This window comes from Maritimimonas sp. 2304DJ26-3 (genome assembly GCF_056591635.1).
The window spans coordinates 154,040-180,899 of sequence record NZ_JBWQOK010000004.1; the positions used below are offsets into that span (position 1 = coordinate 154,040).

Here is a 26,860-nt window from a genome sequence, read left to right on the forward strand (position 1 = left end):
ATGCTAGATTATTTTATAAAAGTACTATTGTTCCAAATCTTATTTTTAATAGTATATGATTTTGTGTTAAAAAAGGAAACATTCTTTCAATGGAATCGACTTTATTTAATTATAACTTCTGTTTTGGCTTATATAATTCCACTAATTAAAATTAATCGTATACAAGATGCAGTATCACAAAAACATATAGTTTTATTACCTGAAGTTGTAATATCACCTCAAACTGTAATAAAAGAACAGATTGATTGGTCAGCTTTATTGTTTTCTTCATTAAAATGGGTTTTTATTTTAGGTATGATGTTTAGTACTATACTTTTTATAAGTAAACTCTTAAAAATAATTCAATTGATTAATCAAAATGAAAAAGAAACTAAGCATGATTATCAATTAGTGTATTTACACGAGAACATTCCATTTTCCTTTTTTAACTATATTTTTTTAGGTAAACAATTATCTAAAAAAGATAAGAATCATATAATTGATCACGAATTAGTTCATGTAAAACAAAAGCATACAATAGACCTGTTGTTTTTTGAGCTACAAAAAATTGTCTGTTGGTTTAATCCTTTTAGTTATATCTACCAAAACCGAATTTCTGAGTTACACGAGTTTATTGCAGATTCTATATCTATCAAAGAACATAATAAATCTGATTATTTTCAAAATATACTTGCTACTTATTTTGGTGCTTATAAAATATCATTCATTAATACATTTTTTAAACATTCATTAATTAAAAAACGAATCATTATGTTAAACAAAGAACAATCTAAACAGTTATTTAAGTTCAAATACTTGTTTTTATTACCCTTGTTAGCAGGGATGCTTATTTATGCTTCTTGTTCAACAAAGAAAAATACTGTACTGTCAAAAAATGAGAAGAAATTGATGACGTTTTATACTGGTAACGCTAATGAAGAAGTTAAAGAAATTAAAAGTTATTTTGATATATTTCATAAAGGAGCGAAACCTAAATCAGGAAAAGAAATATCTTACAATGATTTAACAGTTGAAGAAAAAGAAGACTTTAAAAAATTTAGAAAACCACCATCAGAGGATGAAAATGAAAAGTATTTTCACGATTATAAAATATATCAACTAAAGAATGGTAGAAAAGCTATATATGAAGATGTAGATTGGGATACCTCTTTTCATAACCTACAAAATTCTCCATTGTTTGCAGATTGTCAAGATGAAAATAACCCTAAAAACTGCACTGCAGATAAAATTAAAAGACATGTAAATATGAAATATAATACCTCTTTGGCTATGAGTTCTGGTATTAAAGGTATAAATAGAATTTTTGTGAAATTTACTATTAATAGAGATGGCAAGATTACTAAAGTTAGGGCTTTGGCTCCTAATAAGGTTCTTGAAGATGAATCGATTCGGGTGGTGAAAAGTTTACCAGAAATGATTCCTGGAAGAAAGGATGGAACAAAAATAGAAGTTACATATAAATTCCCCATAACTTTAAATGTTCCGTAGCCAAAGAAATTAAAAAAGCATTGTTCATAAATGGTCAATCAGTAGATTAGACAAACGCAAAAAAATTGTACTTTCACATAGTCAATTAATTAACAATGTTTTTGCGAACGGTAGCAGCAATTTTATTGATTCTATTCTTTTTTTCTTGCGATACTACGTCGTCTAAAATAACTACTGCAAATAATAATTTTAAAGTTTTAGATACTGTTATTGATTACACTTCCGTAGATGTGTATCCTTTGTTTTCTAATTGTAAAGATATAGCTAAAAAAAATACTCAAAAAGATTGTTTTGAGGCCGCTTTAATTGAACGCTTATCTAATTCTTTAAATAGAGTAGATTATAAAGTAAAACTATCTATTAGTGATTCTTCTTATGTGAATCTTTTGATTAACAACAACGGAAAAGCAAAAGTGGTCTCTATTGATTCGCCTCAAATAATAATTGATAATTTACCTCAATTAGATAGTCTTATTAAGGATAGTGTAGATCAATTGCCTTTATTAAAACCGGCTTTAAAAAGAGGAATACCTATAAAATCACAATATAAGCTGGCTGTGGTAGTAAGAACTAATTAAAACCGTATTGCCAGTTTTTTCATTAGCCTAAGTACTTCTATATATAGCCAGATTAAAGTAACCAATAGCCCCCAAGTTGCTACCCATTCATAATATTTAGGCGCTCTACCGGTTTTTCGATCTATAAAGTCAAAATCTAATAACAATGAAAAAGAAGCAATAATAGCGGCTACAACATTAAAACCTATGGCAAACCAAGATGTTCCCCAAACAAAAGGTAAACTCAACCCAAAAAAAATCAATATCCAATTGATAATATAAATAAAGAAAATAGTAACGGCCGCAGATATAACAACACTTCTAAATCGTCTAGTAACAATAATAATTTGAGCTTTGTAAAGAATGAGCATTACAAAAAAAGTGAGAATAGTAATGCTAACGGCTTTCATTGGCATACCAGGAAATCGGTTTTCTGCATAAGCAGAAATTCCCCCAAGAAAAAATCCTTTAGATAAAGCATATAAAGGTGTGGTAAATGGCGCCCAAGTACGCTTGAATGACGTCAATAAACTGAAAAAAATGGCAGCTAGCATTCCGCCAGAAGTATACCATTTTACATCTACTCCTTTATTTACCAAACCCCAAACATACCAAGTGGTAATACCAACTAGAATAATACAGAAAAAAGATTTTAAGAAAATACCACCAAGAGTCATTCTATGCGATTTTGAACGATAGTTTTTCCAGATATAATTACTAAATGCCGGGTTTGAAGTAGTATAATTGAGCAGAGACATGTTGATTTGGTTATCGCTTAAACCGCCTGCCTTTCCATTGATATTCAGAACTTAAGGAGGCGATTATTACAAACATACTAAAAAATGGATAGATAAAACTGCTAAATAAATACCAAATTAGTACCTTTTTCTGATTGAAAAATGAAGATGTTTTGTATAATAAAACAGCGTCAACCAAAAATTTCAACAAGAAAGAAACGAGTAAATAATTCCAATTAGAATAACCACCAATGTTCAAAATAAAAAGAATAATAAGTAGCACATTTATACTCAATACAGACAAAGCTACTAGTTTACTAAAGTTATTGTTATAATCAGTTGACTTTGCTGCCCAGCGCATTCTTTGGTGTATCAATTCTTTAAAAGTAGTTTGTGGTTTAGTAGTAACTATAGCTTCTTTAGATTTTAAATAAAATACTTTATCAGGATGTTTTTTTACCACCTTATGAAGTAGAAAAATATCATCACCACTAGCTATACTTTCATTACCTTCAAAACCATTTACCTTTTTAAAAATTGACTTTCTATAACAAAGGTTAGCACCATTGCACATAAATGGTTTTTTAATGCTAAACCCACCTATAGTTACACCTTGCAAGCTTAAAAAGTCGAGCAACTGAAATCCTTTAAAAAAAGTTTTTGATGAATTATATGTAACAGGAGCAACAATTAGTTCTACTTCTTTCATTTCAATAAAGGCATTAAAAGTCTTAAGCCAATTTTTTGGAACAATGCAGTCGGCATCAGAAGTAATAATCCAATTAAATATAGCTTGGTTTAATGCAGTATCTATGGCGTCTTTTTTTGGTGAATTGGTTTTACGAAAGTTAGAAGTTATCTTAATGTCATTTTGAGTGGTTGTGATAAACTTTTTAATTATATTCACTGACTCATCTTTAGAATTATCATCTACAAAAATGATTTCAAATTTATCTTTAGGATAATCTAGCTGATTCAAGCTTTTAAGTAATTCGGGTAAATTCTGATCTTCATCCCGAAAAGGAATAATAATAGAAAAACCATTTTTTGACTCGAGCCCATCTATCGACTTAAATTCCTTAATTCGATCAAAACCTAATGTAAACGCTAAAATAAGTAGACAATAACAAAGAACTATAATGGAGGTTATCATGATCATTTATCATTCTGTTTAGCTTCAAAAACAGAGGCAAAATTAAAATTCAGCACGAAATAACTTCCAAAAATTGATGGAATAGCAAAATTCAAGGCCCACATTAATAAAGTAATTGTTACAATTACCAGCTCATTTACAGGATAGAACCCAAAGATCCACACAGCTACTGAGCCTTTAATCAACCAATCAAAAAAAGACAAGCTAGGTATTAACGAAGCCAGTAAATACATGCTAGAAATAAATGCCATAGCAGTTAAATAATCTGCTTCTATATTAAAAATTGTTAGTAGAAAGTAAAATTGAAATGAAAAAACGAAATATCTAGCAATAGAAAAAAAACCATTTTTTATATGAAATGACCATGGTAACTCTTTTATAAATGTAATGATCTTATCTATGTAAAATCCTCTAATCTTTTTATAGCCAAACTTTCTTCCAAAAAGAACAAAAGCTATAAAAAAAGCAACAATATAGACTAGTTTTCTCAATCTTAATATTTCTATATCAACAGAATAATGCGTTAAAAAATAGATCAGCCCTGCAGTGCCAAAAATTACAGTTGCAGTCATCTGAGCAATATTACCTAAAAGATTAAGTAGCATAATTTTTCGCCTGTTTCCTTTTTTGTAATAAATGGCTTTAGCACCATATTCGCCAATACGGTTTGGAGTAAACAATGATGCGGTTAAAGCTCCTAAGCTTTGCTGTGATGATTTAAAGAATGTAATGGGTTTAAGGCTAGAAACTAGCGATTTCCACTTTAAAATTTCTAAGCACCAGTTTAGCATTGTTAATCCAATGAGGATAAAAATAGTTTTTGTACTTGTAACTATACTTGCTTCTAATTGAGTCAAAAAATCAACAAATTTTATGTGCTCATTATGTACAATTTTATTGTAAACAAAATAAAACGCACCAACTACAATAGCCAATTTAAGTAGAAGAATAAAGAATTGTTTAGTTTTGTAAGGCAGCGATTTGTACATTGCCGCAAAGTAAAGAAATTAACTTAAATGTTACTTCTAGTTTATCTAAACGATCAGCGAATTTGACTTCAGAAAAAATAATATTAGGTATCGATCCTGGAACCACAATTATGGGCTTTGGGTTGATAAAAGTGGTTAATAAACAAATGCAGTTTATGCAATTAAATGAACTGCAATTAAAAAAATATGAAGATCATTACACCAAGCTCAAACTTATTTTTGACCGTACCATTGAACTTATCGATACCTACCACCCAGACGAAATCGCCATTGAGGCCCCTTTTTTTGGTAAAAATGTACAATCAATGTTAAAACTTGGGCGAGCTCAAGGTGTAGCGATGGCCGCTGGATTATCTAGACAAGTGCCGATTACTGAGTACTCACCAAAAAAGATCAAAATGGCTATTACAGGTAACGGAAATGCTAGTAAAGAACAAGTAGCAAAGATGTTGCAAAGTACCTTACAATTAAAAGAATTACCTAAAAATCTAGATTCTACCGATGGTTTGGCAGCTGCCGTTTGCCATTTTTATAATGCAGATAGAGTTGAGGTAGGTAAAAGTTATTCTGGCTGGTCAAGTTTTGTAAAGAACAATCCTAAAAAAATAGGATAATTGGCCGGAGTTTATATCCATATCCCTTTTTGCAAACAAGCTTGTTATTATTGTGATTTTCATTTTTCTACTTCGCTTTTACGCAAAGATGAATTGTTCGAAGCTTTAACTAAAGAGTTAGTACTCAGAAAGAACGAATTTTCTAATGAAATTGTAGAGACCATCTATTTTGGTGGTGGAACTCCGAGCTTATTAAATACTGAAGAAATTAAGTTACTAATTGATGCTATTTATCAAAATTATAAAGTTATTGATGAGCCAGAAATTACTTTAGAAGCAAATCCTGATGATTTAACTGATCAGAAAATTTATGAGTTAAAAGAGTCTCCTATTAATCGATTGAGCATTGGTATTCAATCTTTTTTCGATGAAGATTTAAAAGCAATGAATCGTGCTCATAACTCAAAAGAAGCTAAAAATTCTTTGTCTGAGGCAATTCGTTATTTTGATAATATTACAATCGATTTGATCTATGGAATTCCGAACATGAGTAATGATCGTTGGAAAGAAAATATAAAAACGACACTTGATTTTGGAGTTAATCACATTTCTAGTTATGCCTTAACAGTTGAATCTAAAACAGCTTTAGAATCGTTTATTAAAAAAGGAAAATATCCACCTGTTTCTGAAGAATTAGCTCAACAACATTTTAATACGCTGGTTGAAGAAACTGATAAAGCAGGATTTATTCAATATGAGATATCAAATTTTGGTAGAGAAAATTATTTTTCAAAGCACAATACATCGTATTGGTTAGGAAAATCGTATTTAGGTATTGGCCCTTCAGCTCATTCCTTTAACGGTAGTCAGCGTAGTTGGAATATTGCTAGTAATATTAAGTACACCAAAGAAATTCAACAGAATAAGTTACCACGCGAAGTAGAAACGTTGTCAAACAAAGACAGATTCAATGAATATATAATGACGGGGTTACGAACTATTTGGGGAATTTCTTTAGAAAAAACAGAGAAAGAATTTGGACTTTCTGTGAAAGAGCAATTGCTGCAAAATGCTCAAAAGTTTATCGATGAAGAATTAATAATTAATTCAAATAATAAATTAAAGACTTCCTTGAAGGGGAAATTTTTAGCTGATGGAATTGCCTCTGACTTATTCTTGATTTAGTATATTTGAGATATGATTGCTACGATAGAATTTAATTCTAAAAAACACAAAATAGATCTGTCTAAACCTATAGATATTTCTATGCCTTTGCGTGCGTCTAATGATAATGTAAACGTATGGTATATTGATGAGCCAAGTATTAAACCAGAAGAAGTAGATGGTGCAACTATAAGTGTTGAGAAAGGTGCCTCGGTAAATTTTAATACCATAAATTTTAATCCACATGCGCATGGTACACATACCGAATGTGTAGGTCATATTACAGAACAAGTATTTTCTATTAATAAAGCTTTAAAGCAGTTTTTCTTTTTTGCTGAAGTTGTTACTGTAGCTCCAGAAAAATATGGTGATGATTTTGTAATTTCTAAAAAGCAATTGCAATTTATAATTGGTAATAAAAAACGAGATGCTATTATTATTAGAACAATGCCAAATACTAAGGACAAAAAAAACAGGCATTATTCATATACCAATTGGCCATATTTATTAGAAGAAGCTGCTATTTATTTGCGATCAAAAAATATAAAGCATTTGCTTATAGATTTACCAAGCGTAGATAAAGAAAAGGATAATGGAGAGTTGTTATGTCATCATGCGTTTTGGAATACCTCAGAAAAAATACGCAAAGAGGCTACAATTACAGAACTAATCTATGTGCCAAATAGAGTAAAGGATGGAACGTATTTTTTAAACCTTCAGATTTCTCCATTTGAGAACGATGCATCACCGAGTAAGCCAATTCTGTATGAAATTCTTCAATAATGCATATAGAAGAACTTCGTGAATATTGCTTAAGCAAAAAAGGAGTAACAGAACATTTTCCTTTTGATGAAACTACACTGGTTTTTAAAGTATTAGGTAAAATGTTTGCTTTAACAGGATTAGAACGGAAACCACCTCAAGTTAATTTAAAATGTGATCCAGAATGGTCTATTGAACTTCGTGAAGAATATGATGGACTAATTTATGGTGGTTATCATATGAATAAGCGTCTTTGGAATACAGTAGAATTCTCAAATCTACCTTCATATTTCATTAAACAACTTGTTGACCATTCATATAGTTTGGTAGTTGAAAACATGCCTAAAAAATTAAGAGATCAACTAAATTAATACTTGTAGAATTCTAATATTCAATTAATTGTGATAAATTTTGTATATTTGTATACATCAGTAAGTTTCCCCGCCTAACGTGTAGCAGAATCTATGCCAAGTAATAGATAGGTAACCCTTAACCTACGGTTGTACATAATTACTTAGAATATTAACCAAACTTGAATATTAATTATGAGAACAACTAGAAAAAATCTAGTAGTGACCTTGTTGCTATTAGTAATGTGTAGTGCTGTAAGTTTTGCACAAGAAGAAACACCAAAAGCTCCAGAGTACATTGTAGTTACTACTAATCACTGGAATATGGATTACCAAGATTTCGATAAAGCCAAATGGTTAGCTACTGAAAAAGAATTTTTAGATAAGGTCATAAAAAAGAATGAACACATTATGGGTTCTAGCGTATATACACATCGTTTTACGCCAGATAATACAGAAATTATAAGTGTTCAAGCCTTTGCTAATTGGGATGCTATAGATAAGGCAGCGGCAAGAACAGCAGAGTTAGTTAAAGAAGCTTGGCCAGATGAAGATGCTAGAAAAGCATATTTTAAAGGGAGAAGAGCATATTATTCTAATGATCATTCTGATGAGATTTATGCTACTATGCCACATGCTAAAGTAATGGCACCAACTGATAAAGAAACTGTATGGCTAGTACGTAGAAGTCACTTTGCATTTCCAGAAGATGGTTCACAAGAAGAATTTAGAGAATTAAATAAAGAGTACGTAGAAAATGTGTTTCATAAGAATGAACACATAAAAGGTTACTATCCTAATGCACATGCTTGGGGATCAGACAGAACTGAATTTGTTGAAGCTTTCGCAGTAGAATCATTAGATGCTTTAGATAAGATGTTTAAAAAGAATGGTGAACTTTATAATGCGCATTGGTCTGACGAAGCAAAAAGAAAGGAAATGGATGAGAAGGGTAGAAAGTATTTTACCGGAGTACATGGTGATTATATTTATACTTCAGTACCAGAACTATCCAAATAAGATATTTCTTTGACGCAATACTAAAGAGGATGCTCAAAAAGCATCCTCTTTTATTTCTTTATTATCTTTCTTTCAAAGAAGCTTCCATAAAATAAATTTAAACACTTTTTCTATAAGCTAGCGGTGTTAATTGCTTTAGGTTTTTAAACTGTCTATTAAAATTTGATAGATTATTAAAACCAGATAATTCTGCAATCTCAACTATAGATAACTCATCTTGAGATCTTAATAACTTACAGGCATTTTCGATTCTTAACTCGTTTAAGAACGAAAAATAGGTTTTATTGGTTCGCTTTTTGAAATATTTGCAAAAGGCATTTGTAGTCATGTTAGCTTTAGATGCTACTTGATTTAAGGTAATGGGTTTTTCATAGTTATTTGTAGTAAACTCCATAACAGCACTCATGCGTTTTCCTTCATTATCGGAATATTGTTTATGGTAGACAAAAGATGATAAGGTTTCATATTTTGTTTTTGATAACCCCTGAAGTAATTTCATTAACGAAAGAAATCGTTCGAATTTATTTTGATTTTTAAGTTCAAGAAAAACACTATCAAGTTTATGATTGGTAATTTTAAACCCATTTAAAGCTCTTTTAAAAAATGCTGAAATGAATTTCATTTCTTCTAATTCAAAAAAATATTCACCAAATGAATTTTGCGTGAAAAATAACGATAGCATAAGTGATTTTTCTTTAGAGGCTTCACTCTTAAATACATGAGGCAAGTTACTACCAACAATAAGAATATCTCCCCTTTTATAGGTGTTAACACTATCTCCAACAATTAAAGTTCCTGAGCCTTTTGCTATATAGCTTAATTGAATTTCTTCGTGTTGATGTAATTTATCATAGAAAATAAACTCATGGTCTTCTTGATAAATGATGGCGTCATCATTTGGTTTAGGGATTTTAAAAGGTAATACTTTCATGATGCAAAATTAATCATAATTTAATTAAATTATTTCATAAAGGATAATATAGTATTAGAAATGGATAAATACTAATTATTGAATTGATAGGAGTCTCATTAATTTTGTCTTATAAATTATTATAGTATGAGTATACAATGGAAAGGCGTAATGCCAGCTGTGTTTACATGGTTGAAAGAGTCAAAATCTGGCGTTCTTGAAATTGACCTTGATGCAACACAAAAATACGCCGCAGGTATTTTAAAAGTTCAAGGGAAGGGCGGAAGTAGAATGAGCGGACTTGTCGGTTCTGGAACTCTGGGTGAGAATAGCTACCTGAGCAATAAGCAGCGTCTTTCCTTACTTAAAGCCCTTTCTGAGGTTGCTAAAGAATACAATGTCCCGTTGATTAGCGGAGCTGCGGCAGAAACAAAAGAAGAGCTTGCCAAAATCGTTGAAGAGCTTGCTAAAGTTGGGGTGGATACAGTAATGGTTATGCCGCCAAAAACTAAAGCTGTTCCTTCTGAAGAAGAAATGTATGCGTACTATGCGCTTTCTGAAACAACTGCAAAAGATGCAGACGTAACTATTATGCCTTACAACAATCCTGACGCAGCTGGTTACCATGCACTTTCAACTGAGCTTCTTCTTAAGCTTGCTACTCTCACTAATGTAAAAGCACTAAAAATATCGACTATTGATGTTTCAATTATTGAAACAATGATGTTAGAGAACAAAGATTTAAAAGTTTTGGCAGGAGTGGACACAGTCACTGTACACGCAGGACTAGCCGGAGCAAGTGGTGGAATTACAGGTGTAGGTTGTATTTTTCCAAAAGCTAGTGTTACGATGCAAGAGTACGTTACAAAAGGAGAATGGGCTGAGGCAAACAAAATTTCTCAGGCGATGAATTCTATATCGTACCTGGATGCTCAGCCATTGCTTCTAGAATACCTAAAGTTTGCTTTTGGAATTCATCATAATGATGCCGATGGAGGACTTCGTACCTATGGTAAGAAATTAACTCAACAGCAAATTGATGATGTTCGTGCAAGATATATTCTGGCAAAAGAAAGACTTGAAGTGCTGAACTTAATAGACTAATCTTTTCAAATATCATAAAAGAGATAACTTTGTTTTTGCAGAAGGCATACTATAGACATTATAACACGTTTAACATAATTCTAGAGATGATTATGAGAAATTTTTTCATCTCAAGGTATTATTACAAAAATATCTAGTATCAAAAAAAGTAGCTTACAAACTAGTAAATTTGAAAAAAATATTTAAAAAATAAGTGAAGATGATTACAGGAAAAAATTATATAGGAAACAATTTGTCAGCAAAAGGAGATAGAACATATAAAACGTTTAACCCTCAGTTGAATATTGAAAATCAACACGAATTTATTGAGGCAACCGAAGAAGAAATTAATAAAGCAGTCGCCTTAGCCTCTAATGTCTTTGAACAATTTAGAACTTTACCGGGAAAGAAAAAAGCAACTTTTTTAAACGCTATGGCTGATGAAATTTTAGATTTAGATGAAGAACTGATTGAAACATATTGTTTAGAAACTGGATTGCCGGAAGGAAGGGCTAAAGGAGAGAGAGGAAGAACAGTTGGTCAATTAAGAATGTTTGCTGATTTAGTTTTAGAAGGATCATGGGTAGACGCAACAATAGATACAGGTTTGCCAGATAGAGAACCATTACCTAAACCAGATACTCGCAAAATGTTGGTGCCGCTAGGACCAGTTGTAGTCTTTGGAGCAAGTAATTTTCCATTGGCATATTCAACTGCTGGTGGCGATACTGCTGCGGCGCTAGCTGCTGGTTGTCCAGTTATTGTTAAATCGCACCCCATGCATGCAGGTACTGGTGAGTTAGTATCTTCTGCTATTATAAAAGCTGCTCAAAGAACGGGTATGCCAAATGGTGTATTTTCTAACTTAAATAGTTCTGGAATTGAAGTTGGTGTTCAATTAGTAGAACACCCAGAAGTAAAAGCAGTTGGCTTCACAGGAAGTATAAGAGGTGGTAGAGCTTTATTTGATCTAGCTTCTAAACGAGAAGAGCCGATACCTGTTTTTGCGGAGATGGGTAGTGTAAATCCAGTTGTGATCTTACCAAATGCTCTTAAAAATAGAGTAGATTCTTTAGCAAAAACGTATGCTAAATCGATTACGTTAGGTACAGGGCAGTTTTGTACAAATCCAGGATTAATATTAGGAATTAAAAGTGCTGAATTAAGCAGTTTTATTTCTAAGCTTTCTGAAGAAATTCTTTTATTAGAACCTTCTTGTATGTTACATCCTAATATTATTGGAGCGTATGAAAGCAATAAATCGAATGCTATATCACAATCAGGACTAGAAGTTGTGGTTGATTATAAAAATGAAGTAAAAAGCAATTATGCAAGACAAACCATAACCACTGTAGAAGGGAATACATTTTTAGAAAATTCTACATTACATCAAGAAGTTTTTGGTCCATTTTCAATGGTAGTACAATGTGAAGATGCAGATCAGTTAGAAGAAATTATATCTAAACTCGAAGGTCAACTCACAGGAACAATTATTTCTGATAATAATAACGAAGCTTCTCAATATTCAGGTGTCATAGAATCGCTTAAAAATAGGGTAGGGCGTATTATTTTTAATGGTGTGCCAACAGGTGTTGAGGTGTGTCCTGCTATGTTACATGGAGGTCCTTATCCAGCTTCTACTGATAGTCGTTTTACAGCAGTAGGAATTCACTCTGTAAAACGTTGGGTTCGCCCATTTAGCTATCAAGATTGGCCAAGTGAATTACTTCCAGATGAACTAAAAAATGAAAACCCTTTGGATATTTCAAGATTAATAAATGGGCAACAAACAAATGCTAAAATTTAATTATGAAACACTTAAAATTTTATCTTACTATTTTTACTTTACTATTATTATTTGCTTGTGAACAGGAAAAATTAAATGAAAATAAACTCCAAAAAATAATAGAAAGTTATCAAGATTATGAAGGGTATGACAAAGAAGAATACCCTTTAGGATTATTTGCTAAAGAATATTATAAATCTGAAGCTGAATTCGCTAAATCTAAACTGGATGAGCTTTCAGAAATTAATAGTAATGGATTAAGTGAAACGGAAAACATATCCTTAGAACTTCTAAAATTTGTACTTCAAGATAAAATAGATTTTTATGAGTTTGAAAGATATTTAAATCCGCTTTTGTCAGATGCAGGCTTTCATAGTAGTTTGAATTATATGGTACGCCCTTTAGCGAATTATGAAAAAACGAAAGAATATTTAGATAAATTAAATGCGCTACCAACTTTTGTAGATCAACATTTTGTAAACCTGAGTGAAGGTTTAGAAAAAGGGGTATCTCAACCATTAGCAATTTTTAAAGGATATGAGTCGACGTATGATGATCATATTGTTGATAGTTTCGATAAAAGTTATTTTTATTCACCTTTCACAAATTTACCTCAAACTTTAACCCAGCATCAAAAAGATTCTGTTTTAAGTGTAGCTAAGATAGCTATAGAAGAAAAAGTTATTCCGCAATTTAAGCGTATCAAAGAATTTTTTGAAAACGAGTATTATCCGAAAACCAGAGAAACATTGGGCGCTTCAGACACTCCTGATGGTAAAGAATATTACCAGAATAGAATTAACTTCTATACTACTAGCAAACAATATACAGCTGATGTTATTCATGAGATTGGTTTAAAAGAAGTAGCTCGTATTAAAGCTGAAATGGAAAAGATCATAGCCGATTTAGACTTCAAAGGAAGCTTTGAAGATTTTTTTAAATTCTTAAGAACTGATGAGCAGTTTTATCCAAAGTCTGGAGAAGAATTATTAAAGACTGCTAGAGATATGGCCAAACGAGCAGATGAGCAATTACCACGTTTTTTTATTAACCTACCAAGAAAGCCTTATGGCGTTGCACCTGTACCAGAAGCAATAGCTCCAAAATATACAGCTGGTCGATATATTGGTACTGAAAAAAACAGCACATATCCAGGCTATTATTGGGTGAACACCTATGATTTATCAAGTAGAACACTATATACTTTACCAGCGCTAACGGTACATGAGGCTGTTCCAGGACATCATTTGCAAGGATCTTTGAATAATGAATTAGGTGATAGCATTCCAAAGTTTAGAAAAGATCTATACCTCTCCGCTTACGGAGAAGGCTGGGGTTTATATACAGAATTCTTAGCTGATGAAATGGGTATGTATACCACACCATACGAAAAATTTGGACAATTAACTTATGAAATGTGGCGTGCTTGTAGATTAGTAGTTGACACAGGTATTCATGCTAAAGGCTGGACAAGAGATCAAGTTGTAGATTTTATGGCTAATAATACAGCCCTATCATTACATGAAATTAATACTGAAACAGATCGCTATATCTCTTGGCCTGGCCAGGCATTATCCTATAAAATTGGAGAATTAAAAATTCGAGAACTACGTAAAAAAGCTGAAACTGAACTGGGTAGTAATTTTGATATTAGGGAGTTTCATGAAGTTATTTTAGGACAAGGAACAGTGACACTTTCCATATTAGAAGATAGAGTCAATAACTATATAGAAAAAGCAAAAAATGCCTCGTAATGTTTTTAAATGTATCGATGGTCATACATGCGGGAATCCAGTTCGCGTTATAAAAGAGGGAGCTCCAGAACTTAAAGGGGCAAATATGAGTGAAAAGCGCCAACACTTTCTAAAAGAATACGATTGGATTCGCAAAGGACTCATGTTTGAACCACGGGGACATGATATGATGAGCGGTAGTTTTATCTATCCACCACATAATCCAGAAAATGATTTTGCTATTTTATTTATTGAAACTTCGGGTTGTTTACCAATGTGTGGTCATGGAACTATAGGAACCATCACCATAGGTTTAGAAGAAGGCTTATTAAACCCAAAAATCCCTGGTAAAATTAGAATGGAATCGCCTGCTGGACTTGTAGAAATAGAATACCAACAATCAGGTAAAAAAGTAGATTGGGTAAAATTAACGAATGTTAAAAGTTATTTGGTTGCTGAAAATTTAACTGTTGATTGTCCAGAATTAGGTGAAATTACTTTTGATGTTGCTTATGGAGGGAATTTTTATGCTATAGTCGATCCTCAGACTAATTTTTCAGGAGTTCAAGATTTTACGGCGAGTAAACTAATTCAGTATTCTCAGATCGTTCGTAAAAGGATTAATCAAAAATACCCCAACAAGTTTATCCATCCAGAAAATCAAACGATAAGAGATGTAAGTCATATGTTATGGACTGGAACTCCAATTGATTCAACGTCCTCTGGTAGAAATGCTGTTTTTTATGGTGATAAAGCTATAGATCGTTCACCTTGTGGAACGGGAACATCAGCACGTATAGCGCAATTGCATGCCAAAGGTAAGCTCAAAAAAGGAGAAGAATTTATTCATGAAAGTTTTATAGGAAGCAAGTTTATTGGTGCTGTTGAAGAGGAAACAACTATAAGTGGTAACTTAGCTATTGTGCCAAGCATTAAAGGATGGGCAAAAGTATATGGTTACAATACTATTATTATTGATGATGAAGACGATCCGTATGCTCACGGATTTCAGGTAATTTAATTCAAATACATGCAACAAAAAATTGCACATATAGCATTGGTTGTAAAAGATTATGATGAAGCTATTCACTTTTATGTAAATAAACTACAATTTGATTTAGTAGAAGATACCAAAATGTCTGAAACTAAGCGTTGGGTGTTGGTAAAACCAAAAGGTGGAAACTCTGGTAATTTGTTATTAGCAAAAGCGGCTAATAAGACTCAACAAGAAAGCATAGGCAATCAAACCGGAGGTAGAGTGTTTTTATTCTTGCAGACTAATAATTTTGAAAAAGATTATAATAATCTTATAAAACATAATGTTAATATTGTCATTGGACCTAGAGATGAAGTTTATGGAAAAGTATTGGTTTTTGAAGATCTATACGGAAATCTTTGGGATTTAATAGAACCTAAGTAAATTGCTATTTCTTTATTAGATAGAAATCTATGAGTAAGGAAGTTATTGTTATAGGAGGAGGGATTATAGGATTATGTTCTGCATATTATCTTTATAAAGAAGGTCATCAAGTTACTGTTGTTGATCAATCTAATATGAATGCCGGAGCTTCCTATGTAAATGCTGGTTATTTATCACCTAGTCATATTATTCCTTTATCCGCTCCAGGAGTAATGAAAAAAGGGTTAAAATGGATGTTTAATCCCTCTAGCCCATTGTTTATTAAACCTCGTTTACAAACAGATTTTTTAAAATGGGTATGGGCATTTAATAAATCATGCAACCCAAAACATGTAAGGAAATCTATTCCAGTAATTAAAGATATAGCAGTTTTAAGCCAAGATCTGTATGATGATATTAAGGACTCAGAAGATTTTAGATTTCATTATAAAAAGAAAGGATTACTAATGTTGTGTAATACCGAAAAGGGATTAGAAGGAGAAATTAAGGTTGCCAATTTAGCAAAAGAACAAGGTTTAGATGTTGAAATTTTAAGTCAAACAGATCTCAAAAATCTTGAGCCAAATATACAAATGGATACAGTCGGCGCTACTTATTATAAATGTGATTCTCATACCACTCCAAATGAATTTATGGAGGATATGAAGACCTATTTAAAAAAGGTAGGAGTTACTTTTTATAAAAATGAAAAAGTTGAAGATCTAGAGATCAATGACAACACTATTACTGGTATAAAAACAAATAAACAAACCTTAAAAGCAGACGAATTTGTATTGGCAGCTGGATCTTGGACTTCTATATTAAGTAAGAAGTTCGGATTAAACTTATTGTTACAAGCGGGTAAAGGATATCGAATTAATTCAGAAAGAGATTTTGGTATAACTATACCAGCTATTTTAGCGGAAGCTAAAGTAGCAATTACACCTATGCATGGATTTACACGTTTTGCTGGAACGATGGAAATAGCAGGCATCAATCAAACCATTAATAAAATAAGGGTAGATGCAATTGCCAACGCTACTCAAAAGTATTACCCTGAGGTAGTATTAACCAAAGAAGAAAAAGAAAATGTAGCTAGTGGATTACGTCCTGTTTCTCCAGATGGATTACCTTATATAGGGAAATCTAAAAAATGTAAGAATTTAACTATAGCAACTGGTCATGCTATGATGGGTTGGAGTATGGCCACGGCAACTGGGAAATTGGTTTCTGAGGTGATATCTAACAAAAGACTGTCGCTCGATATAGAGATGTTTAATCCAGATCGCACCTTCTAAATCTTTAGATTTCCTTTAGATTCGGTTTGTATTTTAGCACCAATCATAGCAAGAGATAAATCTAAAGTATTAAATATCAGGTTTTTAGTTATTTGTGGTAATAAAGCAAAAAACTCCCCGAAAACCATGAATTTTAAAAATCACCAAATTATCTATTGACTTATGTATGTCGAACTAAGTATGTTTGTCATGTAAGTTTTTTAATAGAATTAATAACTATTTTAATAATAGTTTACAATTTAAGGGGAGAAAGGAGAAAAGTCACAATTTTTTATAGCTAAACATTCTACACGTTGCTTTTCTCCTTTTATATTACAATACTTTAGAAAAAAAAGAGTTTAAGAATTAGGAGTTTTTAAAACTTAATTGTTTTATAAACGAATAAACCCAAAATAATTAATAGTATGAATCATAATTTTAAAATCGGCGAAGTTGTAGTTTGTGTAAACGCAAGAAGAAGATGGTATCGTTTAGGTGGTTTAAAGAAAAACGAGTTATATACTGTTGCAGGTTTTAATCCTTATGATGGAGGTTTAGTATTAAAAGAGTCAAAGTCACCTCGTAGTGGTTATAACGCTTATAGAGCTGACCGCTTTAGAAAAGTTGATTATGCTTTCGCAGATAGTGTATTAAATAATATTAAACCAGAAGTGCAAGAAAAAGAAACGATTCATATTAAAGAAAGAGATTTTTCGATAGCTGCAATTTTGAATTAAATAGCAAATTCGTTAACAAATATATTTTAATGACCTTCTCAATAAGAGAAGGTTTTTTTAGTTCTGAACTTTAGACTGATTCATCTTTCAATTCTTTGTAAATTAGCTTTAAATCATATAACTAAATGCTTATACAAGGAAATATTGTAGATATACCCAATCGTACTATTTATAAAGGAGTGATAGAGATTTCTAATGGAAAAATTATATCCCTAAAGGAAGCTGATCACACAATAGAACAGTTTATTTTGCCGGGCTTTGTAGATGCACATATTCATATAGAAAGCTCTATGTTAGTGCCTTCTGAGTTTGCCAAAATAGCCGTTACTCATGGCACTGTAGCCACAGTTTCCGACCCACATGAAATTGCCAATGTCTTAGGCGTAAAAGGAGTGGAGTTTATGATTGATAATGGAAAGAAAGTACCATTAAAATTCAATTTTGGAGCTCCGTCTTGTGTGCCAGCAACCTCTTTCGAAAGTGCTGGAGCTGTTATTGATTCTGATGATATTAAAACAATGATGGAAAATCCGGATATTAAGTATTTGGCAGAAATGATGAATTACCCAGGTATACTTTTTGATGATAAAGAAGTATTACAAAAAATAGCTTGGGCAAAACACTTTAAGAAACCAATTGATGGTCACGCACCAGGTTTACGCGGAGACGACGTAACAAAATATATAGATGCGGGAATTTCAACAGATCATGAATGCTTTACTTATGATGAAGCTTTAGAAAAGTTACAAAAAGGCATGAAAGTTATCATTCGTGAAGGAAGTGCTGCTAAAAATTTTGAGGCATTAATCGATTTACTATCAGAACATTATGAAAACATGATGTTTTGTTCAGATGATAAACATCCTGATGATTTGTTATTGGGACATATCAATCAATTATGTGAGAGAGCAGTTGCCAAAGGAATTGATGTTTTCAAAGTATTACAAGCCGCTTGTATTAATCCTGTAGAGCATTATAATCTAGATGTTGGCTTATTACGAGAAGGAGATCAAGCAGATTTTATTATAGTTGAAGATTTAGAGAAGTTTAACGTCTTACAAAATTATATTAATGGAGAATTGGTTGTCGAAAATGGGAAAACGTTTGTAAAATCAGTAGATTTTGAAGTATTAAATAATTTCAATACTGATAAAAAACGAGTTTCTGACTTCGAATTTTATTCAGCTTCAGATAGAATTAGAGTAATAGAAGCTTTAGATGGTGAATTGGTTACTAACGAAATTGAAGCTGACTCTCTAATTAAAGACGGAAACTTAGTTTCTAATGTTAGTAGCGATGTTTTAAAAATGACGGTAGTAAATCGATATAAAAATGCTCAACCATCAATAGCTTTTATAAAGAATTTTGGGCTAAATGAAGGAGCGATAGCTAGTTCTGTAGGGCATGATTCTCATAATATTATTGCTGTTGGTGTATCTGATGAAGCAATTTGCAAAGCAGTTAATTTACTTATTGAAAATAGAGGAGGAGTTTGTGCCGTATCGGGTTCAGAAGAAAAAGTGGTGGCATTACCAGTTGCGGGAATTATGAGTGATCAGCCCGCCGAGGTAATTGGTAAAGCATATGCTGAATTAGATAAAATGGCTAAACAAATGGGTAGTCAATTACGAGCACCATATATGACCTTATCTTTTATGGCTCTATTAGTTATACCTTCATTAAAGTTAAGTGATAAGGGGTTGTTCGATGGTAATAAATTTAAGTTTACCTCTTTAGAGGTTAAATAATTTTAAAAAGTATATTCATAAACGGCATCTTTACCATCTTCAAAAACAGCCTTTAAGCCTATATATTTAAAATTAAGATTTTTCAATAATTTTTGAGATTTTTCATTTTTAGGCATTGTAAAAGCATAGACTTTTTTCTGTTTAAATTTTTTTCTTACATATTCCATAATTAATATGGTAGCTTCTGTTGCATAACCTTTTCCTCTCCCTTTTGGTAAAAAACCATATCCAACATCTATAAATTCTAATTTTTCCCTTTGTAAAGCTGTTGACGCGCCTATGGGTTCATTAGTTTCTTTTAGAACAACGGTGAAAAACCCTAATCCATTTAATTGTAAATTTTTCAATAGAATATCCTTTAAATAAGTTTTTGTTTCTTCTATTGTTTTTAATCCTTTATCATTAATAAATTCTTTCCAATCGGAGTCATTAAACAATTCAAAATAAAATGATGCATCACTTACTTTAGCGTCCCTTATTATTAGTCGATCACTTTCTAAATTCATATGATAAAAATAATCAGATAAATTTAAAAGGCTACTTTTGCTATGCTAAATTTATAGGATGAGTTTGCTACAAGACTTGGAAGAAAGAAGTGGAAAACAATGTGAATTGTGTTCGGCAACAACTGATTTAAAAATATATGAAATACCACCTATTTCTGCAGGAGGTGTTGATGGAAACCTTTTAGGATGCGTTATTTGTATTAATCAAATAGAAAACTCTGATATAACTAATGTAAATCATTGGCGTTGTTTAAATGATAGTATGTGGAGTGAGCATAGAGCGGTAAAAGTTGTGGTTTGGAGAATGTTATCTAGATTAAAATCTGAAGGTTGGCCGCAAGATTTATTAGATATGATGTACCTAGATGATGATGATCTAAAATTTGCAAAAGCTACTGGTGAAGGATTAGAGGAAAGCGAAAAAATAATCCATAGAGACTGTAATGGAGTTATTTTACAAGCTGGTGATTCTGTGGTGTTAATTAAGGATTTAAAAGTAAAAGGATCCAGTATGGTTGCTAAACAAGGAACGGCAGTACGTAGAATTTCTTTAGACAGAGACAATGCCAATTATATTGAAGGTAAAGTTGGTGCTACTCAAATTGTAATTATTACAGATTACGTTAAAAAACTATAATGTCACTTCGAGTGATTTTCTTTAGAAAATTGTATAGAGAAGCTTTATTTACCAGTTCTCGATACAAAATTGAAACAATTTTACTCGAACTGACTATAATAAATCAGTTTGTTTTTTATAAAAAGCATCAGACTGTTTATTAAATAATTCTTTTGCTTTTTTCTTCTTGTAATCATATACTTCTTGATCTTCAGATACATCATAGTATACTTTTTCATTTAGAGTAGTATCTGTAGCCAACATAGCAGCACGTTGATTTTTTTGCTGCGTAACCCAAACTGATAAAGCGTTTTCTTGTTCTTCTAGCTTTAGATCATATGCCCCTTTTGGAGCCATTACTTTAGCAAAAACTGGAGCAGTTTCAATAGCTAAAAAGAGTAATAGAATAAAAAATGATGGAAACCAAGCCAATTCACCTAAAGCATTTATTCTTGCCATCAATCCGTCAAAACCATCAATAATTGGTTGACTTGAAGTTACCTGAGAATCTTGCTTGGCTCTTAGTGTGGCTATTGTAGTTTCTTTTTCAGAAATTTTGGTTTTACTGTCCTCTTTTAATTGTTGTAACTCCTGCAGAAGAACATCATGCTTTTCTCGTTTTTCTTTATAAACAGGTCCTTTACCTAAAAGCAAGGTGCCTTTTCTTCCTTCGGCTTCAGCGATATAAGTTTCATAAAGATCATTTACCTCTTTTTCTTTAGCGTCAACGGTATTTTGTAACGATTGAATCTCAGAATTAATTCGTGCAATTTCTGGTGTAAATTGTTGAGCTATTTGATCCTGATTTTGTAATGTCAATTCATTCTTTTGTTCCAGTAACACCTGATTGATCTCCTTTTCAAAAATTTTCATCTCTAAAGGTTTAGAAATTACAATGGCAATAATAACTGCCAAAATAATCCTTGGCGAAGCCTGAATTAATTCCTTCCAAACATTATCACGTTTTTTAATAGTGGAAACTATAAAACGATCAAGATTAAAAATCAACAAGCCCCAAATAAGGCCAAAAGCAATTGCTAAATAAACATTGTCAAAGACTGTAAATAAAGCGTAAGAACCAGAAATAAGGGCCATCACTGCTGTAAAAAATACAGTTCCGCCAATACCAGCATATTTAATTTGTTCAGATTTTGGGCTTTCGTTGAGTAAGTCAGGATCTGCGCCAGAGCACATCCAAAAGAAATTTTTGATCATGAGAAAAGGAGTATATTATAATTTAACGCTAAGAATCATAAAATGTTACGATTAAAAAGTTAAAATTATGTTTATGTAGACACTTTTTATCTTTACTTGCTAAATAATTTTTTTTTCCACTCTAGCCATCTAGTTCCAACTATGAGTAACCATAGCATTGTACCCATCTCACCAATCATTGCTGCGTATGACAGTATTTCATAAATTACATTTGTATTAATGTCAGGAATTAGAAAGTAGCGTAATACTTCTAGTAAATAATAAAAACAGCCTAGCATGAGTGCGATGCCAAGTAACTTTGGTAAAAAGCCAGACTTGTATACTAAATAACCGAATGGAAAAAGCCATAATCCCCAAAAAATTTCTGCCAACGTAAGGCCACTTCCATAGGCTTTTAACGATAAAAAAGCTTCGGTTGCTAATTCTTTATTGCTATAAGATGATAAATGTTCACCCCCATTTATTAGCGGAATAATTTCTGCTAAATGTGTTAGTGCTGAAAATGTAAAAGGAATACTTGCAAAAACAAAAACCATTAAACTTATTGTGGCAAATTTTGATGTTTGGTGAAATAGTTTATATAGCCAAACAGCTAAAAATATATAAGCTGTATAACCAATTATTCCTGAAACTATTCCAAGAAATAATAATCCTTTCCCATTAAGAAGGTTGAAAAAATATATTTTCTCTGGGCTACTTATTTTTGACCAAGTATCTAAATAATCATTCCAATTAATTAATTGAGAGGGGACGATCATGATGCTTATAACACCAAAAATGGCAAGCAGTAAATAGAAGAATCCTGCTAAATGAGCTACTCTTTTGGTTGAATCCATGGATAAGTGATTTGGTTGTATTAATATGACGAATAATTAGAAAAGATGTTACTTATTTAATAGTACAAACCGCCGTTTAATATGTAGATAACCTTTTTTAACATTTCTGTAGTTAGGAATTATTGCTCTTTAGTTGTTATTAATACAAAAGCACAAACAATATTAAAATGTCAGAATTGGATTATAAAAGACTCAAGTCAGAAATATTTAAATTATCTACTTTAAGTAAGCTTGTAAAAAAGAATAAAAAAGAAAGTAAAAATCACCTAGATCGTAAATCTTTAAGAAAAGGTAATGATGAACTAGGCTATTTTAACTCCTTAGATAGTTTATAGATAATTAAGATTTTAATTCAGCAAAATATTTATAAAACCAAGGAATGGTTTCTATTCCTTTTAGGTAATTCCAAACGCCAAAATGTTCGTTCGGCGAATGTATAGCATCGCTATTCAAACCAAAGCCCATTAAAATAGTTTTACTTTTCAATTCTTTTTCAAAAAGTGAAACAATAGGTATACTTCCACCACTTCTCTGTGGAATTGGAGTTTTCCCGAAAGTTTCAGCGTAAGCTTTACTTGCAGCTTGGTAACCTATGCTATCAATTGGTGTTACATAGCCTTGACCGCCATGGTGAGGTTTTACTTTGACTTTTACACCCTTAGGAGCAATACTTTCAAAATGAGTTTTGAATAGTTGAGTAATTTCTTCCCAGTCTTGATTAGGTACTAATCGCATAGATATTTTAGCATATGCCTTACTTGCAATAACTGTTTTAGCGCCTTCACCAATATAACCACCCCAAATACCATTTACATCTAATGTTGGTCGAATAGAATTTCGTTCGTTTGTGGTATACCCTTTTTCACCATAAATATCTTCAATATCTAGAGCAGATTTATAGTCTTCTAAAGAGAAAGGTGCCTTGGCCATTTCAGCTCGCTCTTCGGCGGAAAGATTTTCAACTTTATCATAAAACCCTGGAATAGTAATATGATTGTTATCATCATGTAATGACGCAATCATTTTTGTTAGAATATTGATAGGATTGGCAACAGCACCTCCATATAAGCCAGAATGAAGATCTCTATTCGGTCCAGTAACTTCAACTTCTACGTAGCTTAAACCCCGTAATCCTGTAGTAATTGATGGAATATCATTAGCAATCATTCCTGTATCAGAAATTAAAATAACATCATTGGCTAATTTTTCCTTATTTCTTGGAACAAACCATGCTAAACTTTCGGAACCAACTTCCTCTTCGCCTTCTATCATAAACTTTACGTTACATGGCAACTGATTGGTAGAAATCATATATTCTAGAGCTTTAACATGCATGTATAATTGCCCTTTATCATCACAAGATCCTCTTGCAAAAATAGCTCCCTCGGGATGCTTATCAGTACTTTTAATAACCGGTTCAAACGGTGGTGAATCCCATAAATCTAATGGGTCAGGTGGTTGTACATCATAATGTCCATACACCAATACAGTTGGCAAATTTTCATCAATAATTTTCTCTCCGTAAACTATAGGATATCCAGGAGTTTCACAAATTTCAACAATGTCACAGCCAGCTTTTTCTAAAGAATTTTTAATTGCCTCTGATGTCTTAAGAACATCTTTTTTATAAGCAGAATCTGCACTTATTGAAGGTATTTTAAGTAATTCAATTAACTCATTTAAAAAACGATCTTTATGTTGATCTAAATATGATTTTACTGTGTTCATTAGTTGAAAATTATAAGAATTTCAAAAGTAATAAAAATATAGATGGGCAGCTTTGCTATTTAGCTAGATTGATTATATTTGCACCCACAATTCTGCGGCTGTGGTGGAATTGGTAGACACGCTAGACTTAGGATCTAGTGCCGCGAGGCGTGGGGGTTCGACTCCCTTCAGCCGCACAAGAGCTCTCAAATTTTTGAGAGCTCTTTTATTTAAGAATATTTTAATATACATGTAAGCGGTAAATCTTATATTTGCATTTCAAAAAATCAAACAGAAGTGTTTAGAAAATATCTTTCTTTTTTCTTTTCATTGCTTTTTCTTGCTAGTGTTGTGGCACCAAGTATACTTTATATGTGCGATGATTCTCAGGATATTGTTTTTATATTAGATATATCTGAAGAGGAAAATAAAGAAAGAGAAACACTTAAAGATGCTGAAGTTAAATTTTTAGAAATAGCTAAAATTACTCCTTCAGAATTGTTTAGTAATAATGGAAAAGAAAACCATTATTATTCAAAATTATATTCAGGTTCATATAGTAATATAACCTCACCACCTCCTGATTTAAGCTAAGAATCTATTTTAGACAACAATCAATTAATTAGTATAATCTTACAGAATTTATTTAAATGAAAAATTTATTTTCAAACATAAAAGGTGATGCTTTTGGTGGTATCACAGCTGGTATTGTAGCTTTACCGTTAGCGCTAGCATTTGGTGTTTCATCAGGTTTAGGGCCTAGTGCAGGTTTATATGGTGCTATTTTTATCAGTTTCTTCGCTGCTCTATTTGGAGGAACAAACACTCAGATCTCAGGACCTACCGCACCAATGACGGCAGTGAGTATGGTAATTATTGCAGGAATAATTGCAGCCAATGATGGTGATGTTAATAAAGCGTTGCCTGCAATTTTAACTGTGTTTCTATTAGCTGGTTTAATGCAAATAGGTTTAGGAGCTATAGGTTTAGGAAAATATATTAGGTATATTCCTTATCCAGTAGTTTCTGGCTTTATGACCGCTATAGGTGTAATTATTTTAGTTACTCAGATTCTTCCTGCTTTAGGATATTATCCTAAAGAGGATGCAGAATACGTTGAAAGGTTTAAACCTCAAGCTGAAGAAGTAATCTTGGAGAATATTCTTAAAGAAGAAGCTGGCGAAGGAATCTTAGTTTTAGAAAACTTTAAAGAAACAATAACAAGAGCAGAAAAAGTCACTCAGGCTGATATCCTAAAAGAATCAAAAACCTTAGCTGCTAAAAATGCATCTGGTGTACTAGGATCTCTTAAAGTATTGCCAAGAGCATTGCAAAATATTAGCTGGCTAGAGCTTATATTGGCACTTGGAACCATTTTTATTATTTATGGTTTTAAACGAATAACAACTAAAGTTCCAAGTACATTGGTCGCATTAGTTGTCATGTCGGCAATAGCTATACTTGGAGGTTTAGATTATAAGCCAATACCAAAAATTCCAGAAGGTCTCCCTATGCCAAATTTAGGAATTATTACAGATTTTAAGTTAAGTTCTATAACGCCATATATTTTTACGGCATTAGCATTGTCCCTTTTAGGTGCAATAGATTCTTTATTAACGAGTATTGTTGCGGACAACATGACCAAAACAAAGCACAAGCCAAATAAAGAATTAGTAGGTCAGGGTATAGGTAATAGTATTGCAGCACTTTTTGGAGGTATTCCTGGAGCGGGAGCAACTATTAGAACTGTTGTAAATATTAATTCTGGAGGTAAGACTAAATTGTCTGGTATGATTGCTGGAATTTTATTATTCAGTATTTTGATGATTCCTGGTTTACCTAATTTAGCCTCGCAAATTCCTGCAGCTGTATTAGCTGGAATTTTAATAACGGTTGGTATTGGTGTAATGGATTACAAAGGACTACGAGCTATACCTGCTTTACCTAAGGATATAAAGTTAGGACCATTAAAATTGAGTTCAGAAGTATTAATTATGTTGATTGTATTAGTACTTTCTTCTTTCTGGGACTTAGTTTTCGCGGTTGGAATAGGTTTAGTTATCGCATCATTAATGTTCATGAAAAAGATTGGAGATCTTACTGCTGAACGCTCCGATGTTAAAACCTTAAAAAAGGAAAAAGCTTGGGCTGATGAGAGTAGCTTTCCTGAAAATTTAAAAGAGGAAGTCTTTATAAAGCATATTAAAGGACCCTTATTTTTTGGTTCAACAAGTGACTTTCAAGCGTTAGCGCAACAAATACCTAATACGGCTGAAATGGTAATTATGCGTTTAGATAGAATGCAGTATATGGATCAGTCTGGTCTTTATGCTATGGAAGACATGCTTCAAGACCTTAAAAAGAGTAATGTTGAGGCATTATTTGTTGGATTGCTTCCTCAGCCAAAATATATGATGGAACGAATTGATATTATTCCTGATTTTATACCAAATGAGCATATATTCGAAACATTTGATGAATGTATTGCTTGGGTAAAAGAAAATGTAAAAGATAGTAAGTAAACTTAAAAAAT

Annotated in this window: 27 protein-coding genes and 1 tRNA gene; 20 read left to right on the forward strand and 8 right to left on the reverse strand. The window is 32.1% G+C overall.

Annotation, left to right across the window (positions count from 1 at the left end):
* Together AC1EUV_RS12370 and AC1EUV_RS12375 are read left to right on the forward strand one after the other, a co-directional pair.
* The gene (locus AC1EUV_RS12370; protein ID WP_480199030.1) at positions 1–1,488 is read left to right on the forward strand and encodes a M56 family metallopeptidase; all 1,488 of its coding nucleotides are present in this window, start codon (positions 1–3) and stop codon (positions 1,486–1,488) included.
* Positions 1,489–1,583: 95 nt separating this feature from the next.
* A complete protein-coding gene (locus tag AC1EUV_RS12375; protein WP_480199031.1) occupies positions 1,584–2,066 on the forward strand; it encodes a hypothetical protein in 483 nt (160 codons plus the stop codon).
* Here AC1EUV_RS12375 and AC1EUV_RS12380 read toward each other — a convergent pair.
* The 3 genes from AC1EUV_RS12380 to AC1EUV_RS12390 are packed head-to-tail and all read right to left on the reverse strand — an operon-like array spanning position 2,063 to position 4,924.
* Entirely contained in the window at positions 2,063–2,803 is a 741-nt protein-coding gene (locus tag AC1EUV_RS12380) for a Bax inhibitor-1/YccA family protein (protein WP_480199032.1), read from the reverse strand. The two genes, AC1EUV_RS12375 and AC1EUV_RS12380, sit on opposite strands and share 4 nt — an antisense overlap.
* Before the next feature lie 10 nt (positions 2,804–2,813).
* Positions 2,814–3,941 (reverse strand): glycosyltransferase family 2 protein, encoded by a 1,128-nt coding sequence (locus AC1EUV_RS12385; protein WP_480199033.1) that lies wholly within the window; start codon positions 3,939–3,941, stop codon positions 2,814–2,816.
* Positions 3,938–4,924, reverse strand: a complete 987-nt coding sequence (locus AC1EUV_RS12390; protein WP_480199034.1) for a hypothetical protein — start codon at positions 4,922–4,924, stop codon at positions 3,938–3,940. Before AC1EUV_RS12390 ends, AC1EUV_RS12385 begins: the two co-directional genes overlap by 4 nt.
* 62 nt (positions 4,925–4,986) lie before the next feature.
* Here AC1EUV_RS12390 and ruvC point away from each other — a divergent pair, with 62 nt between their 5' ends.
* From ruvC to AC1EUV_RS12415, 5 genes are all read left to right on the forward strand, one after another.
* A complete protein-coding gene (gene ruvC, locus AC1EUV_RS12395) occupies positions 4,987–5,538 on the forward strand; it encodes a crossover junction endodeoxyribonuclease RuvC (RefSeq protein ID WP_480199035.1) in 552 nt (183 codons plus the stop codon).
* Entirely contained in the window at positions 5,539–6,663 is a 1,125-nt protein-coding gene (hemW, locus tag AC1EUV_RS12400; protein WP_480199036.1) for a radical SAM family heme chaperone HemW, read from the forward strand. It begins immediately after the preceding gene.
* A 12-nt stretch (positions 6,664–6,675) separates the two neighbouring features.
* Complete coding sequence (locus tag AC1EUV_RS12405; RefSeq protein WP_480199037.1) at positions 6,676–7,425, forward strand: cyclase family protein; 750 nt, start codon at positions 6,676–6,678, stop codon at positions 7,423–7,425.
* The gene (locus AC1EUV_RS12410; RefSeq protein WP_480199038.1) at positions 7,425–7,775 is read left to right on the forward strand and encodes an MmcQ/YjbR family DNA-binding protein; all 351 of its coding nucleotides are present in this window, start codon (positions 7,425–7,427) and stop codon (positions 7,773–7,775) included. Before AC1EUV_RS12405 ends, AC1EUV_RS12410 begins: the two co-directional genes overlap by 1 nt.
* A gap of 174 nt (positions 7,776–7,949) precedes the next feature.
* Entirely contained in the window at positions 7,950–8,774 is an 825-nt protein-coding gene (locus AC1EUV_RS12415; protein ID WP_480199039.1) for a hypothetical protein, read from the forward strand.
* Positions 8,775–8,871: 97 nt separating this feature from the next.
* On the opposite strand, the gene AC1EUV_RS12420 is transcribed toward AC1EUV_RS12415, so the two are convergent.
* Positions 8,872–9,705, reverse strand: a complete 834-nt coding sequence (locus AC1EUV_RS12420) for an AraC family transcriptional regulator (protein WP_480199040.1) — start codon at positions 9,703–9,705, stop codon at positions 8,872–8,874.
* 126 nt (positions 9,706–9,831) lie between these two features.
* On the opposite strand from AC1EUV_RS12420, the gene AC1EUV_RS12425 reads away from it, so the two are divergent.
* The 8 genes from AC1EUV_RS12425 (at position 9,832) to ade (ending at position 19,447) form a co-directional block, all read left to right on the forward strand.
* A complete protein-coding gene (locus tag AC1EUV_RS12425) occupies positions 9,832–10,788 on the forward strand; it encodes a dihydrodipicolinate synthase family protein (RefSeq protein ID WP_480199041.1) in 957 nt (318 codons plus the stop codon).
* Between the two features lie 199 nt (positions 10,789–10,987).
* A complete protein-coding gene (locus tag AC1EUV_RS12430; RefSeq protein WP_480199042.1) occupies positions 10,988–12,574 on the forward strand; it encodes an aldehyde dehydrogenase (NADP(+)) in 1,587 nt (528 codons plus the stop codon).
* Between the two features lie 2 nt (positions 12,575–12,576).
* Entirely contained in the window at positions 12,577–14,307 is a 1,731-nt protein-coding gene (locus tag AC1EUV_RS12435) for a DUF885 domain-containing protein (protein WP_480199043.1), read from the forward strand.
* On the forward strand, positions 14,297–15,307 hold the full coding sequence (locus tag AC1EUV_RS12440) for a 4-hydroxyproline epimerase (protein ID WP_480199044.1): 1,011 nt from the start codon (positions 14,297–14,299) through the stop codon (positions 15,305–15,307). Before AC1EUV_RS12435 ends, AC1EUV_RS12440 begins: the two co-directional genes overlap by 11 nt.
* A 9-nt stretch (positions 15,308–15,316) precedes the next feature.
* Entirely contained in the window at positions 15,317–15,706 is a 390-nt protein-coding gene (locus AC1EUV_RS12445; protein WP_480199045.1) for a VOC family protein, read from the forward strand.
* A 29-nt stretch (positions 15,707–15,735) separates the two neighbouring features.
* Positions 15,736–16,983, forward strand: coding sequence for an NAD(P)/FAD-dependent oxidoreductase (locus AC1EUV_RS12450; protein WP_480199046.1), 1,248 nt, complete (start codon positions 15,736–15,738; stop codon positions 16,981–16,983).
* Positions 16,984–17,387: 404 nt separating this feature from the next.
* Positions 17,388–17,699, forward strand: a complete 312-nt coding sequence (locus AC1EUV_RS12455; protein ID WP_480199047.1) for a hypothetical protein — start codon at positions 17,388–17,390, stop codon at positions 17,697–17,699.
* Between the two features lie 125 nt (positions 17,700–17,824).
* Complete coding sequence (gene ade / locus AC1EUV_RS12460) at positions 17,825–19,447, forward strand: adenine deaminase (RefSeq protein ID WP_480199048.1); 1,623 nt, start codon at positions 17,825–17,827, stop codon at positions 19,445–19,447.
* A gap of 2 nt (positions 19,448–19,449) precedes the next feature.
* Here ade and AC1EUV_RS12465 read toward each other — a convergent pair whose 3' ends face one another.
* Positions 19,450–19,953 (reverse strand): GNAT family N-acetyltransferase, encoded by a 504-nt coding sequence (locus AC1EUV_RS12465; RefSeq protein WP_480199049.1) that lies wholly within the window; start codon positions 19,951–19,953, stop codon positions 19,450–19,452.
* A gap of 58 nt (positions 19,954–20,011) precedes the next feature.
* Between AC1EUV_RS12465 and AC1EUV_RS12470 the strand changes: the two genes are divergently transcribed.
* On the forward strand, positions 20,012–20,590 hold the full coding sequence (locus AC1EUV_RS12470; protein WP_480199050.1) for a PhnA domain-containing protein: 579 nt from the start codon (positions 20,012–20,014) through the stop codon (positions 20,588–20,590).
* A 93-nt stretch (positions 20,591–20,683) separates the two neighbouring features.
* Here the strand turns inward: AC1EUV_RS12470 and AC1EUV_RS12475 are convergent, their stop codons facing one another.
* Positions 20,684–21,784, reverse strand: a complete 1,101-nt coding sequence (locus AC1EUV_RS12475; RefSeq protein WP_480199051.1) for a DUF4407 domain-containing protein — start codon at positions 21,782–21,784, stop codon at positions 20,684–20,686.
* Between the two features lie 92 nt (positions 21,785–21,876).
* On the reverse strand, positions 21,877–22,620 hold the full coding sequence (locus tag AC1EUV_RS12480) for a DUF4386 domain-containing protein (RefSeq protein ID WP_480199052.1): 744 nt from the start codon (positions 22,618–22,620) through the stop codon (positions 21,877–21,879).
* Positions 22,621–22,787: 167 nt separating this feature from the next.
* On the opposite strand from AC1EUV_RS12480, the gene AC1EUV_RS12485 reads away from it, so the two are divergent.
* Entirely contained in the window at positions 22,788–22,955 is a 168-nt protein-coding gene (locus tag AC1EUV_RS12485; RefSeq protein ID WP_480199053.1) for a hypothetical protein, read from the forward strand.
* 4 nt (positions 22,956–22,959) lie between these two features.
* Here the strand turns inward: AC1EUV_RS12485 and AC1EUV_RS12490 are convergent, their stop codons facing one another.
* Positions 22,960–24,348: a dipeptidase gene (locus AC1EUV_RS12490; protein WP_480199054.1), complete on the reverse strand. Its 1,389-nt coding sequence runs from the start codon at positions 24,346–24,348 to the stop codon at positions 22,960–22,962.
* 94 nt (positions 24,349–24,442) lie between these two features.
* On the opposite strand from AC1EUV_RS12490, the gene AC1EUV_RS12495 reads away from it, so the two are divergent.
* The 3 genes from AC1EUV_RS12495 (at position 24,443) to AC1EUV_RS12505 (ending at position 26,849) form a co-directional block, all read left to right on the forward strand.
* Positions 24,443–24,524, forward strand: a tRNA-Leu gene (locus tag AC1EUV_RS12495).
* A gap of 175 nt (positions 24,525–24,699) precedes the next feature.
* Positions 24,700–24,921, forward strand: a complete 222-nt coding sequence (locus tag AC1EUV_RS12500; RefSeq protein WP_480199055.1) for a hypothetical protein — start codon at positions 24,700–24,702, stop codon at positions 24,919–24,921.
* A 56-nt stretch (positions 24,922–24,977) separates the two neighbouring features.
* Positions 24,978–26,849 carry a SulP family inorganic anion transporter gene (locus AC1EUV_RS12505; RefSeq protein ID WP_480199056.1) on the forward strand — a complete coding sequence of 624 codons (1,872 nt, stop codon included), beginning with the start codon at positions 24,978–24,980 and terminating at the stop codon, positions 26,847–26,849.
* The last annotated feature ends 11 nt before the right edge of the window (positions 26,850–26,860 follow it).